Below are 17,037 nucleotides of genomic sequence, written 5' to 3'. Positions count from 1 at the left end.
ACAGGTCAGTCGTGCGCGCGGTCGTCCCCGGAAGCCCGATCCGGGCCCGGGGCCGGAACCGGGACCGGCTCCGGGTCCGGGTCCGGGTCCGGGCCGCCGTACGACCAGACGGGCTCCTCGTCCGTCGGCTGCTGCAGCACGGCAAGGGCCCGGTGCGCCGCGACACCGTCCACGTCCGGCATCCGGTAGCCGAGCTCGCGGATGTGCGCGAGGAGTCCGCGATCGGGTTCCAGCAAGTGCTCGCGGAGGTAGTACGTGGTGGTGTCGGTCCAGATCCATGTGCCGTCGGTGCGGAAGCTCATGGGGACCACCGCGCCGCGGGGCGGGTCCACGACGTCGTCCATGAGAGCGGTCGTCACCAGCAGCAGCTCGCCGCTGTCCAGGTATGCGAGGATCCGGTTCCGCTCGGGCTCGTCCTCCAGCAAGGCGTGGCCGGGCTCGAAGGACGGGCCGTCCCTTTCGTCGACACGGTCGAACACGGCGGCCACGGTGATCTCGGGTTCCGGCGCGGACGCCCAGACCAGCGAACCGTATCCGCGCACCATCCGCTGGTAGAGCGGCAGTTCCGTGCCCGTCGGGTAGACCTCGACCTGCGGGTGCGGCTCCCCCGCGGCGGCCAGCGCATCCTGCATACGGCGCGCGGTGCCGGGCAGGTCCGTCCGGCTCCTCACCTCGAAGAGGTATACGGGGCGCGGCGGCGGCCAGGGAGCGCCGTCGTGCGGGTACCGCCAGGCGCGCCACAGGCCGATGGCCCCGGTCTCCGCCCTGGCCGCGGTCACCGCCGCCTCGCCCGCGCTGTTCGCCTCTGCGCCCTCACGGCCATCCGCGTCTTCCGGGCCCTCCGGGCCGAAGGCGAAGGGCGGACTCGGTTCGAAGTCGGCGACATCGAGCCCGTCCAGCGGCGAGGAGTCGATGCCGAGCGCGGTGAGCAGGTCGGACAGGTGCTCGGCCTCGAGCTCGGTCAGCAGCACCCGGTGCTGCAGAACGCCGAACAGCACCGTACGGGCGACCGTATCGACACGGCCTTCCGCCAGCCAGGCGCGTACCTGGCAGACCAGCTCGTCCGGGACGTGTCCGGACAGGCGCAGGATCAGTTCGTGCCAGGTGACGGCCTGCTCGGGTCCCGAGCTCTCAGTGGTGGACACGGATCTTGCTCTCCTCGCGGTCGGGCAGGGCTCTTGCCACAGCGGGGAGAACGCGTGCCGGTGCTCTCCCCCTTTGGCCCTACGGACAGGGCGGGGTCTCGGTTCGGTCCGTCCGGAACCAATTTCGCACGGCTTCACGCGAGGGCCCGAAAGGGCCCGCCCCGAACACCGGCAAGGGAACCGGCACCGGCCACCATCCCCAGGGCGGATCGCCGAGACCCGCTCCAGGTCTCGGCGATCCGTTACGAGGTTCAGCTCAGCTCCCGCACCAGTTCAGCGCGCGACGCCGATCAGGTCCAGCCGGTCGCTGACGCCCTCGAGGAGTTCGCTGTGCCGCGACCCCGCCTTCGACGGGGAGGACGGCCCAGGCGCAGGCGGCTTCTCGTCCGCGCAGACGGTCCGCTCCGGCGGGAGGATGAGGTCCGTCAGATAGCTCGCGACCGCGGCGGTGGCGCACTCGCTCCGGCCGAATGCGGTGTGCCCTTCGGCCTTGAAGGTCAGCAGCGAGGCGTTGTGGAGCCGCCGCGACAGAGCGACGGCGTCGCGGTACGGCGTGTCCGGGTCGCCGGTCGTGCCCAGAACGAGGATGGGCGCGGACCCCTCGGCGCGGTACGAGCCCTCGTGGCGGCTGACCTGCTCACCGGGCCACTGGTCGCATGCGGTCCCGTGCTGGTGGTCGTACGTCGGCGGGCCGTAGCCCAGAGCCGGGCCCAGCAACGGCGCATCCTCGGTGTTGGCCGCCAGCCTCCGCTCGAGCAGGCCGGTGTCGTGCGGGTAGGCGCGGTCGGCGCACTCGACCACGACGTTGGCGGTCAGAAAGTCGAAGCTGGCCGCTGACAGCGGCTTGAGCAGGAAGGACTCGGCGTTGCGCAGCTCCGCCCGGTGCAGCGCCTCGCCGATGGCCGGCCAGAGGACCTTGCCCTCGTTGATGTTGAACAGCAGGCGGTAGACGAGGGTGTAGCCGTTCGCCTTCCCTTCGCCGGAGGTCGGCACGGGGCCGGCGTCCAGGTCCCGTACGAGCTCGCCGAAGGACTCCTTGGGCGAGCCTCCACCGAACCCGCAGGCGGACAGCTCGTCGGCGCACCAGTCGAGGAAGCGGTCCACCGCCCCGTCCAGGGCCAGGTACTGCCCCCGGTCGTAGGCGTGCGGCCGGTCGGCGTACTTCACCGGGTCGTACGCCCCGTCGAGCACCATCGCGCGCACCCGGTCCGGGAAGAGGTCGGCGTAGACCGTGCCGATGTAGGAGCCGAACGACCGGCCGTAGAAGGTGAGTTGCTGCTCGCGCAGCGCCTGGCGGAGCAGGTCGATGTCGCGGGCGACGTAGTCGGTGCCGACGAAGGGCAGCAGGTCGGCGGACTTCTGCAGGCAGGCCTGGTTGAATCCGGCCGCGGTCCTCAGCGCCGGGGCGAAGGCGCCCGGCCCGGGGTTCCCCTTGGCCTCGGTGACGGCCTGGAGGTACTGCTTGTCGTCCCAGCACTCCAGAGGCGAACTGCGCCCGACGCCCCGCACGTCGTACCCGAGAACGTCGAACCGGTCGCGGAGCCCGGCCGGCAGGTCGGTGTAGTTGCCGCGCGCGAAGTCCACTCCGGAGCTGCCGGGTCCGCCGGGCTGCAGGAAGAGCGTGCCCTGCCGCTGTGCCGGGTCGGCGACCTTGTGGCGGGTCACCGCGAGCGAGATCTTGCGGCCGTCCGGCTCGCGGTAGTCCAGCGGCACCTCGGCCTTCGCGCACTCGAAGCCCTCTTTGCCTCCTTCGTCTTCCGGGCACGGCGACCAGGACAGCTCGGGAACCGGTGGCGCGCTCCCGGACCCGGCCGGCGGCCCCGCGACCGCGAAACCGGCCCCGGCAACCGCCATCACGCCCACACCGGCGACGACGAACCGGAGGCGACGTAGGACACCGGGGCCGCTCGGCGCGTGGGATGCGGACGAACGACGACCGAGCCAGTGCGTCATGCGTCTACGACCCACCGGATCCTCTCTGGAGTTGCACATGGAACCGATCTTCCTGTTGTGGGGGGTTGTGGATCTGCGTGACCGGTTCCGCTCGGTGAGGAACAGGCGAGGGGGGGCCACGGGAGGCGCGTCGGCCGATCAAGCGTGGCACACCGGCGGTGCGCCGCCATTGCACGCGATCACATCCGCGAGCGCGTCCGGGAGCGGCAGCGGGGTGCCGTCCGGCAGGCCCTCCAGCTCGGCGTACGCCCGGTGCAGGTTCATCACCAGCCGCTCCGGCTCCCCCAGCCCGGCGAACTCCCCGAGGTCCGCCTCCAGCGCCAGCTCGCGCGGAGTGATCCCGGCCTCGCGGCCCTGCTCGGCCAGGCGCAGAATCCAGGTCAGATACCGCTCCACCGTGTCGTACACCTCCGGCCCGCAGACCGGCCCGTGCCCGGGTACGACCGTCTCGGCGCCGAGCCCGCGCAGGAGCCAGACCGCGGCGAGCGAGCCGGCCACCGACCCCATGAAGACGAACGGCGTGCCTCCGGAGAAGATCAAGTCACCGGTGAAGACCACCCTCTGCTCGGGCAGCCATACGACGGTGTCGCCCACGGTGTGCGCGACGCCGGGGTGGATGAGCTCGATGTCGCCGTCCCCGCCCCCGCCCCCGTCCCCGTTGTGGAGGGTCATGCGGTCGGCGTACGTCGTCGTGGGCAGGGTGACGGCGATGTCGCCCCATGCGACATCGGGCCAGATCGTCGGGAGGTCCACTCCGGTGCGCAGGATCTCCTCACGGCAGTGCGGGTGGGCGACCACGCGCGCGTGGGGGGTGAAGAGGTGGTTGCCGAAGGTGTGGTCCCCGTGGTGATGCGTATTGACGAGCACGCCGGGCATCCGGCCGGCAGTCGCAACCACGGTGTCGCGCAACGCGCGCGCCCGCGCCTCGGTCGCCGCGGTGTCGATGAGCACGGTCTCCGACTCCTCGGAACCGACCACGAAACCGGCGTTGTTGAGGCACCAGCCCCCGGGAAGCTGGAGGTACGCGAACACCCCGTCGGCGACCTCCTCGAGCTTCGCATCGGACGCGACAATGAACTCCTCCTCGTGGCAGATGACATCAGCCACGGTGACGAACGCGAGGCGCGCGCGGTTTCAACAAGAGTGACAACCGGGACCGCACTCGCCGCACCGCCATCGCCATTCAGCCAGAGCCACTACGCCGGACGCGAGGAGCGACGACTGGCGCGATGGCCGGCGCGATGACAGGCCCAAGCAAGTCCGCGGAGGCCGCTCTGCGGACAGGGAATGCGGGTGTGACGGTGACGTGGCCCCATGCCGGCGAGCAGCTCACACTGGGCCGGACGTGCTACGACGACATGGACTCCGGTTCGCCCGCGTCTACGTCACGGGCAACGGGCGCTTCTGCTCCAGCGACTCACTCACCACGGGGTCGTTCACCGTCACCGCGCTCCAGACCGGCCGCCGCACGGGTGAAGTGACGGAGTTCGGGGCCGACTTCGTACAGCACTGCGACGACGCCTTCGCGGCGCTGCGCGGCACCGTTCACTACAAGAAGGGCTGACGACGGGCCGGAGACGCCCGGAGAACCGGAGAACCGGCGACCCGGAGACCCGGAAATCGCCGCGCGGTGCGGCGGTTTCCGGGGCCGGGGCGGTGCCAAGACGCGAGCCGGAGCCGCCAACCCCGCCCCGGCCGGATCCGTCAGTAGGAGCCCTTTTCGCCGTCGAGGAGCTCGCGGATCGCATCCATGTGACCGGCGTGCCGTGCGGTCTCCTCGATCATGTGCAGCACCATCCACCTCAGGCTCGCCGCAGCGGAGCGGAAGTCCGGGTGCCGCCCCGCGTCATCCAGCGAGTGGGCCGCAATGATCTCGTTGGCCCGCAAAGGGCCCGCATGTCAGCTCCCCGTCCTTCCCAGCCTCCGCCGCACCCCCCGCACCAGCCGGTGCGCCGTGAACCCCGCCCCGTAGACGAAGCGCATCGCCGGCCCGAACGACGGCGCGGTCAGCAGGCCCGCGAAGAAGAGCCCGGGATACGAGGACTCGAACCGGCCGCTCAGCTCCGGGGCCCCGCCGCCCCCCACCCGCCGCAGCCCGGCCCCCAGTTCCCGGTCCAGCAGCCGCAGCCGCGTGAGATCAGGTGTGAAGCCCGTAGCGGCGATGACGTGCTCGGTCTCGAGGGCGGTCCGTGCGCCCGCCGGCGTGGTGAGGTCCAGCCGCACACCGCCTCCCGACGGGGACGCCGCCCGCAGCCGGTAGCCCAGCAGTACGGGTACGGCGCTCTCGAAGCGGTCGCGCAGCCACCACGCGCCCGCCGGCCCGAGCGCGGTGGCCGCGATGCGCAGCCGCGTGGAGCCGGGCAGGCGGCGCACCGCCCACGGGATCTCGGACCAGACCCAGCTCGGCCAGCCGGTGCCCAGACCGCAGTGCGGGTCGCGCAGCGAGCGCATCAGCCCGCGGTTCAGGGGCTGGGGCGGGGTGTTCCAGTTGAGGCGGCCCGAGCGGGCGACGACGCGGGCGGTGGCGCCCTCCTCGGCCAGCAGCGCCGCGGTCTCCAGGGCCGCCTGCCCGGCGCCGATCACGGTGACGTCCTTGCCCTTGAACCGGGCCAGGTCGCCGTGGTGGCTGCTGTGGGAGGTGAGATTCTCCGGAAGCGCGACGAGCGGCTCCGGGACGTTGACGAAGGGCATGACCCCGGGCGCGAGCGCGACGGTCCTGCTCGGGATCGTCTCCCCGTCGTCCGTGGTGACCACGAAGCGGCCGGCGCTGGGGCGCACGGAGGTCACGGTCTGCTCGTCGATGCGCTCCACGGCATGCCGGGCGAACCACAGCCCGTAGTCCGTATACGTGGCGATGGGCACCGGTCTGCCGTGCTCGGCGGGCAGTTTGCGGGAGGCGCAATACGCGGACAGCGTGCGGTCGCCGGTGGGGTCGGACAGATTCGAGGACCATGGTTCCGACTTGAGGAACATGCCCGGCGGCATGTGGTCCCGCCATGAGGCCATCGGGCGGCCGAGCACGCGCAGCCGCAGTCCGGCCGCGGCCGCGTGGGCCGCGATCGACAGTCCGTAGGGGCCGGCGCCGACGACTACCAGGTCGTACATGGATGGTTCCCGCTCTCTCGTCGTGCAGCGATCGCCGTGCGGCGATCGCTGGGGCAGCGATCGTCGTGAAGGTCGTGCGCCGGGGGGCGCGGTGGGTCGGGTGATCGGATTCGGGAGCAGCTCAGGCACAAGAGGGCCGCTGTGGCATCAGGGGGCCGCTACGGCGGCGGGCCGGGGCCGCAGCCGCCGCAGTCCCTTCCGGCCGCCCCGCCCCACCCACGCGGCGGCCATGGCGGCGAAGGGGGCGGGATCGTCGGCGGCGAACCAGGCGGTCTCCGGGGCCCGGTACAGCCTCCCGGTACGGGCCCGCCGCCGTTCCCGCGCCCCGGACCGCTGCCGCGCAGCCGCGGCCGTGGCCAGCCCGGACAGCAGGGCGTAGTTCTCCGCCACGAAGATCCGCCCGGGCAGCGGCTGCGGGGCGGCGACCTCGCGCCCCGTCAGGTCCAGGTGGAGCGCCCGTACGACGTCCAGCCCGGCCCGGTCGGCGAACAGCCGGAACTGCGCACCCGGGCGCGGGTTGAAGTCGAGCAGACAGTACGAGCCGGTCGCGGCGTCACGCCGGAAGTCGAGGTCGAGGATGCCCCGGTACCCGAGCCGCTCGGCCAGCCGCCGGGCCGATGCGTCCACCTCCGCGTTGGGCAGCCACGTGCCGACGGCCGTAAGCCCGGTCCCCACCGGCCAGGACAGCTCCTTGCGCCCCGTACCGCCGATCAGGCAGGCGGAGCGCTCGCCGAAGCAGCCGTGGAAGAACCAGTCGGTGCCCCGGCCGCCCGGCAGGTGCCGCTGAAGCAGCAGCGGGCTGCGCGCCTGCCCGCTTCGCTCGTAGAGCTGCCGCGCCTCGTCGGGGGTGTGAACGAGGGTGGTGCTGCGCAGCCCTGCGGCACCGGCCAGCAGCCAGGGCCTGCTCCACTTCGCCACGAGGGGCAGCCCGAGTTCGTCGGCGGCCGCGACCGCCTCGAGGGCACTGCCAGGGATGACGGTGGGCGGGTGCGGTACGCCGGCGCTGCGGCACAGGTCGGCGAGCGCGGCCTTGTCCGCCACCCGTTCCGGCAGCCCGCTGGGTTGACTCGCCATCAGGAAGGAGCCGGCAAGACGCTCGGCGAGCGCGGCGACGGCGATGGCGCTGACGTCGTCCATGGGGATCAGCACGGCACGCCGCCCGATCCGCTCCGCGACCTGGCAGAGAGCCATGGAGAGCTGGGCTGCCGACGGATCGCCGGAGGGCCAGCGGTGCGCCCGGTGGACGTAGCGGGACCGGTTGACCGGACTGCCGGGGGATTCGACGAGCGTATGCACCTCGATTCCGGCGCGTCCCAGGGATCTGACGGCCCCCAGGGTTCCGTGGTGAAAAGGATTGCGGTCGAGGCGGATCAGCAGTGCCGGTACTCCGGTGTCGAGCATGGGGGACAGGGCGGGGCGGGCCGCGGATTCGTGGTGCACTGCTCCTCTTCGGGATCAATAGGCCGTGCGGGCGATGGAGTTCTCCGGAATACGTCCCAAATGGATTCGTAGGGTATGCATTCCGCGCTGGTTGCACGCCGGAAGGAGTAGCCATGTCCCACCCCCCTCGGAGGCTGGCCGCGACCTGCCTGGGAGCGGTCACCGCGGGATTTCTGCTCGCCGGGGCGGCCCTCGGAGCAGGGGCCGCTGAGCTGGAACCGGCCGGGGAGAGTACACCCGCCGAGGAGAACGCGCCTTTCGTGGAGCCGGTGCCGGGCGTTCCCTGGGGGGCGTTCCTGGGCTCGGGTCCTGAGGGCGTGGAACAGATGGCCGGGATGCAGGACTGGCTCGGCGGATCCGAAATGCGGGTCGGGCACACCTACCTTCCCGGCAACCACTGGGCGGACGTCGAAGGCGACGTCCGGCTGCTCGAGTCATGGGCCCTGTGGCGGCGCTCCGCCCCCGGCCGAATGTTCGTGCTGAACGTCCCGATGCTGGAGCGCAACGAGGAAGGCGTGCCGGACGAGGAGGTCGCCGAGCTGCTGGAGCGCGGCGCGCGGGGGGAGTTCGACGGGGTCTTCCACACCCTGGCCGGGCGGCTGGTCGCGCTGGGGGTGCCGGAGACGGTGATCGTGCTCGGCTGGGAGATGAACGGCACCACGTACACGGGCCGGTGCGCGCCGCACCCGGACGCGTGGCGGGCGTACTGGCGGCGGATCGTACGGGCGATGCGCTCCATTCCCGGGCAGCGGTTCCGATTCGATTTCGCGCCCAGCCGGGGTGAGGACGCCATCCCGTGGACGGAGTGCTATCCGGGCGACGACGTGGTCGACATCATCGGCATGGATTCCTACGACCAGCCGCCCGGGCACAGTTTCGACGAGCAGGTCAGCCAGCCTCTGGGGCTGCGCGCGCAGGTGGAATTCGCGCGCGAGCACAACAAGCCCATCTCGTATCCGGAATGGGGCCTGTTCCGCAACGGCGACAACCCGGAATACATGCGTCGCATGCTGCGGTGGATCGCGGAACACCCGCCCGCGTACCACACCATTACCGACTACTGTCCGCACGGGGTCTGGCGCTGCGGGGAGAATCCGCTGGCCTCGAGGGTCTTCCGGGCCCAGCAGTTCACCGGGAAGCGGCCAGGGGAGCAGGGGGCCGACTGCCTGACGGTGGATCTGGGCGCGTGGGTGGAGTCGATCCTCGGAGAGCGCCGGCTCTGCATCCGCTTCAGCTGGCGCAGCGGTTAGGTTCTCGGCCCGGCCCACGGGGGCTGGGGCGGAGCCCAGCCCCCCGTCCGGGTCCGGCCGGGCGCGTCAGTGGGCCGGACGGGCCGCTCCGGCACGCCAGTTGTTGAGCCGGGCCCGCCAGGCGAGCAGTGCCGGGAACCGCGTTCTGGCCTCCTTCGCCAGCCGGGCCCGGCCCGCCACCTGGGCGGCGTGCAGCCGCAGCGCCGCCGCCATCTCCTGCCGGGCCAGCAGGAAGCGCTGGTTGGTGACGGTGACGGGCCGCCAGTGGTGCTTGGCGGTCTCGTTGCCGCGCAGCAGGCTGATCACGCTGCGGCCGGTCTCGGCGGCGTAGGCGGCGTCGTGGCGCAGCAGCATGGTGGTGATGTCGGCCTTGGCCGCCCGCAGATCGGGGTGTGCTCCGTAGAGGTAGCCGCCAGCCAGGTCGGGGGAGGTCAGCATCACGTCGATGGCCAGCACCTGCTCCCCCCTCCGGTATTCCGTGACGAGGGCGTCACCGGTTCCGGCCATCTGCCCGGCGGCGCGCGCGAGGTGTTCGACGAACCGGGGCCTGCGGTGCTCCGGCGTGACGCCGCGGCCCCGCCACTGGAGGTTGTGCAGCCGCAGCATCCTTGCGACCGCTTCCGGCACCTCGTACTCGGGCACGCTGCGGTGCTCGATGCCGATCGAGTCGAGCTTGCGCAGCTTGGCGCGCGTTCTGCGGGCGGCCGAGCGGGGCAGGCGCTGCATCAGCTCGTCGAACGGGAGGCCGGGGAGTTCGAGGCACACCGAGTCGTCCAGTCTGCGCTTGACGCCGGGCCAGCGGTCGACCACCCGCTCGGCCGCCGCGCCCGGGCGCACTTCGCGCAGATCGACGACGGCGCCCCGCGCGGCCCGGCGCAGCCCGCCGGCCAGCCCCGCCGCCGCGGCGCCCGGGCAGCTGTCGTCGATCAGCACATCCTGGAAGTCCGAGATGCCGCCGCCGAGGAAGACGAGCACCGGCAGCGGACGGTACGTCAGTATCAGCGGAGCGGCGCCCACCAGCCTGCCCTCCCGGTGCACCAGCAGGAGCCGGAGGCGGGCGGCGGCCCCGTAGGACAGCCACCACGAGTGCAGCCACGCATGAGTCTGGAAGGGCGTCGCGGTGCGGCAGCGCCGGTGCAGGCGGTCCCACTCGGGCGCCAGCGCGGCGAAGCGGTCCGGGTGGTGGCAGAGCGTCACGGACAGCCCGGTGGCGGGCGGTTGGTGTGCGGTGGGGGGCGCGGTCGTTTCCGCCGTCACCGAGCCCCCTCGGTCACCGGCTGCGCGGCGGTCCGGGCCGGCGGCGCGGGGGCCTCGGAGACCGCGGAGCGGCGGCCGCCACCGGGCCGTACGAGCAGGAGGAGGCCGCCGAGCAGTCCCCCGGCGCAGGCCCCGACGGCGGTGGCGATCCGCGCCGAGGGGGAGGTGGGGGCGGTGGGTGTGGGGGCCTTGGAGAGCACGGAGAGCCGCACGCCGGTGCTGGTGGCCGAGGCGTTGGCGTACTCGGTGAGGGCGCGCGCGATCTCGTTGGCGTTGGTGGCCGCCCGTTCGGCCCGCGCGTCGCGCCCCACGATCTCGATCATGGGCGCGTCGGGGGACGTGATCGACTGGACGCGCGCCCTGAGATCGGAGGCGGGGACTCCGGTCGCTGCCTGGGCGTCGGCGAGGACGGCGCTGTTGGTGACGACGCGGCCGTAGGCGTGCGCGAAGCCCAGCGCCGTCGCGGGGTCGGCGGACCGCGAGGTGGCGACGACCACATAGCTGGTGGCCGTGTACTGCGGCGGCTTCAGCACCCCGTAGGCCGCGCCGCAGAGTGTGCCCAGCAGAACGCACAGGGCCAGCGGCCACCAGGCGGGCGGCCGGAGCGCGGCGAGGATCCGCCTGCGCGGGCGCGGTGCCGAGTTCTCCGCTGACTGGTTCTCTGCTGACGAGCACTCTCCTGCCGGGCTTTCTGCTGCCGGGCTTTTTTCTGCTGCCGGGCTCTCTGCCAGGGCGGTGTCGGTCATGACGGCGGTCACCTCTTCGGTCGGGAAACGGCGGGGGCGTGGTGGTACGGGCGGTGGAACGCGTCCAGCCCGGCTCTCCCACAGGCAGCGGCGGTGCGTTCGTAGAGCCCCGTCAGCAGCTCGGCGCTGCGGGCGATGTCGTAGCGCGCGACGGCGGCGGGGGCGGGCAGGCGGCGCGGTCCCGCGCGCTCGTACTCGCGCAGGACGTCGGCCAGGGCGGCGGTGAGGGCCCGTACGCCGAGGCCGATCCGCCGCGCACCCGGCACCTCTCCGGCCGGCAGCTCGTCGATCGCCGGGCAGGTCACGTGCAGTACGGGCAGCCCGGCGGCCAGGGCTTCGAGGACGGCCAGTCCGAAGGACTCCTCGGCGGACGGGGAGACGAAGACGTCCATGGCGGCGAGGAGTCCGGGGATGTCGGTGGACCGGTCGGCGCTCCACTCGACGGCCCCGCCGCGCTCGCCCAGCAGCCGTACGCGCTCCTCGGCGCCCAGCCGTACGGCCAGCTGCTCGAGTGCGGCCCTCTCCGGCCCCTCCCCCACCAGCAGCAGCCGGGCGCCCGGCAGTTCGGCGACCGCCCGCAGCAGGATGTCGAAGCGCTTGCCCGGCACGAGGCGGCCGACTCCCCCGGCCACGAAGGCCTGGTCCGGGAAGTCGAGCATGGCCCGCGCGGCGGCCCGGGCGGCCGGGTCGAACCGGAAGTGCCGGGCTTCGATGCCGTTGGGGATCAGCTCGATGCGGTGGCGGGGCACGCCCCAGGCGCGCAGCCGGTCCGCGACGGTGGCCGACACGGCCACCGTCGAGGAGCCGAGGCGCTCGGTGGCGAGGTAGAGGGCCCGGGTGCCGGGGGTGAGCGGGCGGCCCTCGATGCAGGTGGCGCCGAGGGAGTGCTCGGTCGCGAGGACCGCCTCGACCCCGGCCATCCGGGCGGCGACCCGCCCGAACACGCAGGCCCGGTAGAGGTGGGTGTGCACGAGGTCGTAACGGCCGAAGCGGATGGCGGTGACCAGCCGGGGCAGCGCGGACAGGTCGCGGTTGCCGCCCATGCCGAGGTGGAGGACGCGGGTGCCGTCGCTGCGGATGCCGCGGGCCACGGCCCCGGGGTTGGTGAGGGTGACGACGTCGCAGTGCACGGGCAGATGACGCAACATCAGCCTGAGCTGCTGCTCCGCTCCTCCCGCGCCCAGGCCCGTGATGATGTGCAGCACCCTCAGGGGCGCCCTCCCCGGCACCCTCATCGGCCGGCTCCGGCGAGCGGCGTGGCGCTCCCCTCCCCGGGCATGGCGCGGCGGCGTACGGGGTGCAGCAGCCGCTTGACGGTCAGCCGCAGGGAGGTGTCGCGGTCGCCGACGTGGATACGGGGCAGGGCGAACCGGCCGGTGAGCGGGCCGGGGTCGATGGCGCAGGCGTAGTCGTATCCCGCCGAGCGGACGGCGGCGACGGCGCGGGCGTCGACATGGCCGTACGCGTAGCAGTAGCCGTCCACCGTACGGCCGGTGATCTCCTGGAGCAGCTCGCGGCTGCGGGCGGTCTCCTGCCGCAGCGTGTTCCCGTCGGCCTCGGGGAGGGACACGTGGAACATGCCGTGGGAGCCGATCTCCATGCCCGCGGCGGCCGCGGCGCGGATGCCGTCCTCGGTGAGCAGGGGTTTGCGAGGGCCGAGCGGGTCCCAGGCGTTGTCGCCGCCGAGCTGTCCCGGCAGGACGAACACCGTTGCGGTGAAGCCCTGTTCCCGCAGCAGCGGGACGGCGTTCTCGGTGAAGTCGGTGTAGCCGTCGTCGAAGGTGAGGCCGACCAGGCGGGACCCGCGCCCGGCGGCCCGCTCGCGCAGCAGCTCCGCCACGCCGACCCCGCGCAGGCCGCGGCCCGCCAGCCAGCGCAGCTGGCGGCGCAGCCGGTCCGGGGTGACGGTGATCCGGTAGGGGTCCTCCGTGTATCCGGTCACGGAGTGGTACATCAGCAGCCAGGGTTCATCAGCGGGCATGTCGCAGGAGCTTCCGTTTCGCGGACGAGATCAGCGGGGGGAGCAGCAGGGGGACTTCGGGCGCCCGTACGGCGAACGCCGCGGCGGCGAAAGCAGCCGGGACGATCAGGCAGCCGGCCGCGGCCGTGCCGGGGGTGGAGGGGACGAGGGGTGCGGCGGCCCAGCCGGCAGCCACGGCGGCACCGGCGGCGAGGGCGAGCCGTGCGAGACCGGCGGTCACGCGGCGGACGTCGACGGCGATGCCCTGCTTGCCCAGGCCGCGGAGCAGGAGCAGCGCGGTGACCGTGATACCCGCGGCATTGGCCGCGGCGATGCCGTGGACGCCCCAGTGCGCGATGGCGGCCTTGGCGGCGACGATGGTGATCAGCAGGCCGACGGCCATGGCGGCCGCCGGGTCCCAGGTGGGCCGGGCGGCAGAGAAGAAGGGCCGGATGAGGGCACCGGTGAGGCTGTGGCCGAGCAGGCCGAGCGCGTACACGCGCATGACGGATGCGGTGGCGGCGGTGTCCTGGGCATCGAAGGCGCCGCGCTGGAAGAGTAGTTCGATGAGCTGGGGGGCGTACGCGATGACATACGCGGCGCCGACCAGCACCAGCAGCCCGGCGACGGTCAGATCCCGCTCGACCCGCCGCCGGGCCCGCTCCTTCTCGCCGTCGGCCATGGCGCGGGCGACCAGGGGAAAGGTCACGGTCACGACCATGAGGGAGAGGGTCATGGGGACTTGGGCGACTTTCTGCGCGTAGTTCAGGTGGGAGATCGCCCCGGCGGGGAGGGATGAGCCGAGGTAGCGCTCGACGAGAACCTGCGCCTGGCGCGCGAGCGCGAAGAGGGCAACGGGCGCGAGCACGGCCAGGACGGCAAGCCCTGCGGGTGCCCCTGCCGGGCGGGCGGAACGAGGGCCGACGGCCGCGCGGGCACGGCCAGTCGGCCGAAGGCCATCGTCGCGATGGGCCCGTCCCGCGACGCGGGACCCACCCGCCGGACGAACGCCATCCCCGGCGCGGGACCGATCATCCACGCGAGCGGTGCCGTCCGCGGCGCAGGACCGGTCATCGGCGCAGGGGCCGTCCGCGGGGCGCGATCCGCCCGGGATGCGGGAGCTCTCGGCGCCCGACCCCTCCGCGACGCCCGAGCCGCCCACCGGAGGGCCGCCATCCCCGGTACCGGACCGGTCATCCGCGCGGGAACCGCGGTCGGGAGTTCCCGCACTGTCCGCGGCGCAGGACTGATCATCCACGCGGGGACCGTCCGCAGGGCGGAACCCGCCCGGGATGCGGGAGCTCTCGGCGCCTGGCCCCTCCGCGATGCCCGAGCCGCCCGCCGGAGGGGCGCCGTCCACCGCGCGGGGTCCATCGTCCGTGCGGCAGCGGCGGTTCAGGCGGGGGCCATCCGGGATACGGAGAGCCGCGGCGCTCGAACCCTCCGCGACGCCCGAGCCGGTCGCCGGGCGGCGGGCCTGTTGCGTGCCGGTGCCGAAACGGGCGTCCGGGTCGTCCGCGGCGCCGGAGACGTCCGCCGCAGTGGCGGGGTTCCCGAGGGCCGGCGCGTCCGCCGCGCGGGAGGCGCAGGGCTTCGTGGCGGCGGGCGTCGTCGCCCGACCGCGGCGCTGCCTGCCGGGCAGGCGCCGCAGGAACGCGGGCAGTTGCACCAGCACCATCAGCGCGCTGCCCACGGCGACCCCGGCAGCGGCGGCCCGTACGCCCCACAGGCCGTTCACGGCCAGCACGGTGGCGATGATGCCCACGTTGTACGCCACGTAGATCGCCGCCGGGGGCAGGAAGCGCCGGTGGGCGCGGAGCGCCGCGCTGAAGTATCCGGCGATGCCGAAGGTGAGGACCGTGACAGCAGTGAGCCGGGTGCAGTCCACGGCGAGAGCCGGGTCCGCCAGGCCCGGCGCGAGCAGGCGTACGACCCGGGGCGCGGCCGCGGCCAGCAGCCCCGCGCAGCAGGCCAGGGCGAGGAACAGCCGGGGCGCGGTCGAGGCCACGAGCCGCCCGACGGGGTCCGGGCCCCTGTCCCGACCCACGTCCGGGCCCGCATCCCGACCCATGCCCACGTCCCCGCGGGCGTCCCGGTCCGCGTCGCCGCCCGAATCGGCACGCGCATGGGCGCTCGTACCAGCGGACGCCCGCCGGGAGAGCGCCAGGCTGAAGGCCGGGATCATCACCAGGGCCATGGCGTCCTCGATGAGGAGCGTCGCCGCGACCTCCGGCACCGTCCAGGCCACCAGAAAGGCGTCCGTCTCCCCGTCCGCGCCGAAGAGGTGCGCCACCAACTGGTCGCGCACGAGCCCGAGAAGAGCACCGGCCGCGGTGAGGACCGCCGTGACGGCCGCGGCCCTGGCGATGAACCGCTCGGGACCGCCGCGCTGCGGAGCACCGGAGCCCACACCCGACGTCGAGCCCGATTCCGAGCCCGTCGTCGAGCCCGTCGTCGCGCTCGGCTCCGCGCCCGTCGTCAGGCCCGCCGTCGCCGACTTCGCCGGGCCCGCCGTCGCGGACTTCGCCGGGCCGGCCACCGTTTCCGGCGGCCGCCCGGTCGTCGACTGCGGCACGGTCGGCGCGTCGCTCATCGGCCGTCCGCCACATCGTCGGGCCGGACGGCGGCGCGCCCCGCCGTCGGCGCGGTCTTCATCGCCGGGGCCGTCTTCACCGTCGCCGCGGGCCTCACCGCCCGTGCGCCGGCCGCCGCCGGCGGAGCCGGGGGAACAGCCGGGGCCTGCGCGGCCCGTACCGCCCGCCCATTCCTCGCAGACCGTCCATCCCCCGCAGCACGCCCATCCCTCGCAGACCGCCCATCCCCCGCAGCCGGCCCAACGCGCCCAGCCCCCGCGCCCGATGGAGCCAGAGCCGCGGGCAAGAGCGCCCACCACGCGGCCAGGCCCAACATGACGCCGGTGAGCACGGTCGAAGGCCCGCCGATGTCGCCGTACAGGAAGTCCGCGAACAGATAGGCCAGCAGGCCCATCGCAGCCAGCCCGCAGTCCACGGGCCATCCGGCCCGGCGGGCCCGCCGAAGCCTGCGGAGGCCGAGGACGACCAGGGCCGACCAGCTGCCCACAACCGCCGTGATACCGACCAGTCCCTGCTCGCTCAGCACGAGCAGATACATGTTGTGCGGCGAGAGCAGCGGCTCGCGCCGGAACTCCTGACCCGCGCCCTCCGTGTCGCTCCCGGACGACAGGCCCAGCGACGCGTGCCCGTCACGGTGTGCGGGGAAGCCCTTGATGCCGACTCCCGTGACCGGCTCGTCGCGCCAGATGGAAGCCGCCGCGGCCCACAGCGCGTACCGGTCGGTGACGGACCGGTCCGGCGCGTCGGTCACCTGAGTGATGCTGCTCAGCCGCTCGCTGATGAGGGCGCTGCCCACCCCGGCTCCACCGACCAGCACGACAAGGACGGCGAGGAACACGGCCAGCGCGGTCATCGCGGTGCGCAGCCCCACGAGCAGGAGCACCACGGCGGCCGCGACCGCCATGGAGAGCCAGGACCCGCGGCTGAAGGAGAAGACCAGCGGCACCAGCAGCAGCCCGGCACAGGCCACCGCGGCGGGCCGCACCCACCGCGGCGCACGCGCGGGCGCGCCGAGCCCCATCGCCAGCGCGAGGACGGCGCCGCAGGCGACGACGGTCGCCATGCCCATCACGTCCACCGGTCCGAAGGTGCCGACAGCCCGGATCCGCTGTCCCGCGTACGAGGCGCCGGTGCCGCTGACGTACTGGTACACGCCGAGCGCACCCTGCGCCAGCGCCGCCGCCACGACGGCGCCCGCCACCCACCGGAAGTCGCGGCGGGACCGCAGGAGCAGCGCCGTCGCGGCCGGTACGAGGACGAAGACCTGCGCGTAGCGCACGAATCCGGTCACGCTCGCCACCGGGTCCTGGGAGGCGGCCGTCGCCACGGCGAACCCGATCGCGGGCGCGGCCAGCACGGCGGCGCCCGCCCGGCTCAGCAGCCGCCGCCGGTCGCGCAGCAGGACGACCACGCAGACGACCACCAGTACGGCCGAGGCGCCGTCCGCGACCGAGAGGCGCGGAGGCTGCCTGTCCGGCCCGATGGGCACACAGAGCAGCAGGACGACGGCGGCGACGGGCAGCGTCCGCCACCCGCGGGCGAGCCCGGCCCGTACCGGATGGAACAGGATCGGCAGCGTCGTCATGG

The 17,037-nt window shown here is 73.7% G+C and carries 13 protein-coding genes and 1 pseudogene; 2 read left to right on the top strand and 12 right to left on the bottom strand.

The genetic code is table 11. The features are described 5' to 3' along the window. Positions 1-5: 5 nt before the first annotated feature. From ACTWQC_RS21600 to ACTWQC_RS21590, 3 genes are all read right to left on the bottom strand, one after another. On the bottom strand, positions 6-1,145 hold the full coding sequence (locus tag ACTWQC_RS21600) for a hypothetical protein (protein ID WP_443317410.1): 1,140 nt from the start codon (positions 1,143-1,145) through the stop codon (positions 6-8). Positions 1,146-1,418: 273 nt separating this feature from the next. After that, complete coding sequence (locus ACTWQC_RS21595; RefSeq protein WP_443317409.1) at positions 1,419-3,098, bottom strand: alpha/beta hydrolase; 1,680 nt, start codon at positions 3,096-3,098, stop codon at positions 1,419-1,421. 138 nt (positions 3,099-3,236) lie between these two features. Continuing rightward, positions 3,237-4,205 carry an MBL fold metallo-hydrolase gene (locus ACTWQC_RS21590; RefSeq protein WP_443317408.1) on the bottom strand — a complete coding sequence of 323 codons (969 nt, stop codon included), beginning with the start codon at positions 4,203-4,205 and terminating at the stop codon, positions 3,237-3,239. A gap of 238 nt (positions 4,206-4,443) precedes the next feature. On the opposite strand from ACTWQC_RS21590, the gene ACTWQC_RS21585 reads away from it, so the two are divergent. Further along, positions 4,444-4,662: a hypothetical protein gene (locus ACTWQC_RS21585; RefSeq protein ID WP_443317489.1), complete on the top strand. Its 219-nt coding sequence runs from the start codon at positions 4,444-4,446 to the stop codon at positions 4,660-4,662. Between the two features lie 140 nt (positions 4,663-4,802). On the opposite strand, the pseudogene ACTWQC_RS21580 reads toward ACTWQC_RS21585, so the two are convergent. The 3 genes and pseudogenes from ACTWQC_RS21580 to ACTWQC_RS21570 all read right to left on the bottom strand — a co-directional run. Beyond that, a pseudogene (locus ACTWQC_RS21580) lies at positions 4,803-4,982 on the bottom strand (mycothiol transferase); the annotation flags it as partial. 15 nt (positions 4,983-4,997) lie between these two features. Continuing rightward, on the bottom strand, positions 4,998-6,203 hold the full coding sequence (locus ACTWQC_RS21575; RefSeq protein WP_443317407.1) for an NAD(P)-binding domain-containing protein: 1,206 nt from the start codon (positions 6,201-6,203) through the stop codon (positions 4,998-5,000). A gap of 147 nt (positions 6,204-6,350) precedes the next feature. After that, entirely contained in the window at positions 6,351-7,643 is a 1,293-nt protein-coding gene (locus tag ACTWQC_RS21570) for a carboxylate--amine ligase (protein WP_443317406.1), read from the bottom strand. A gap of 113 nt (positions 7,644-7,756) precedes the next feature. Here ACTWQC_RS21570 and ACTWQC_RS21565 point away from each other — a divergent pair, with 113 nt between their 5' ends. Then, on the top strand, positions 7,757-8,893 hold the full coding sequence (locus ACTWQC_RS21565; RefSeq protein ID WP_443317405.1) for a glycoside hydrolase family 26 protein: 1,137 nt from the start codon (positions 7,757-7,759) through the stop codon (positions 8,891-8,893). A 66-nt stretch (positions 8,894-8,959) separates the two neighbouring features. On the opposite strand, the gene ACTWQC_RS21560 is transcribed toward ACTWQC_RS21565, so the two are convergent. Genes ACTWQC_RS21560 through ACTWQC_RS21535 form a run of 6 tightly spaced genes read right to left on the bottom strand, consistent with a single transcriptional unit; the run spans position 8,960 to position 17,035 of the window. Further along, complete coding sequence (locus ACTWQC_RS21560; protein WP_443317404.1) at positions 8,960-10,150, bottom strand: GNAT family N-acetyltransferase; 1,191 nt, start codon at positions 10,148-10,150, stop codon at positions 8,960-8,962. Then, positions 10,147-10,896, bottom strand: a complete 750-nt coding sequence (locus ACTWQC_RS21555; RefSeq protein ID WP_443317403.1) for a Wzz/FepE/Etk N-terminal domain-containing protein — start codon at positions 10,894-10,896, stop codon at positions 10,147-10,149. The genes ACTWQC_RS21560 and ACTWQC_RS21555 overlap by 4 nt, the downstream gene beginning before the upstream one ends. Before the next feature lie 8 nt (positions 10,897-10,904). Next, the gene (locus tag ACTWQC_RS21550) at positions 10,905-12,107 is read right to left on the bottom strand and encodes a glycosyltransferase (protein WP_443317486.1); all 1,203 of its coding nucleotides are present in this window, start codon (positions 12,105-12,107) and stop codon (positions 10,905-10,907) included. 20 nt (positions 12,108-12,127) lie between these two features. Beyond that, positions 12,128-12,877, bottom strand: coding sequence for a polysaccharide deacetylase family protein (locus ACTWQC_RS21545; RefSeq protein WP_443317402.1), 750 nt, complete (start codon positions 12,875-12,877; stop codon positions 12,128-12,130). Next, positions 12,867-15,449, bottom strand: coding sequence for a lipid II flippase MurJ (locus ACTWQC_RS21540; RefSeq protein ID WP_443317401.1), 2,583 nt, complete (start codon positions 15,447-15,449; stop codon positions 12,867-12,869). The genes ACTWQC_RS21545 and ACTWQC_RS21540 overlap by 11 nt, the downstream gene beginning before the upstream one ends. Beyond that, positions 15,446-17,035, bottom strand: a complete 1,590-nt coding sequence (locus ACTWQC_RS21535; RefSeq protein ID WP_443317400.1) for an O-antigen ligase family protein — start codon at positions 17,033-17,035, stop codon at positions 15,446-15,448. The genes ACTWQC_RS21540 and ACTWQC_RS21535 overlap by 4 nt, the downstream gene beginning before the upstream one ends. Positions 17,036-17,037: the final 2 nt, after the last annotated feature.

Origin of the sequence: Streptomyces sp. 8N616 (genome assembly GCF_052246385.1) — a bacterium.
Taxonomy (GTDB): domain Bacteria; phylum Actinomycetota; class Actinomycetes; order Streptomycetales; family Streptomycetaceae; genus Streptomyces.
Note: the sequence above shows the minus strand (reverse complement) of the source record. Positions and strands in the feature narration are given on the sequence as shown.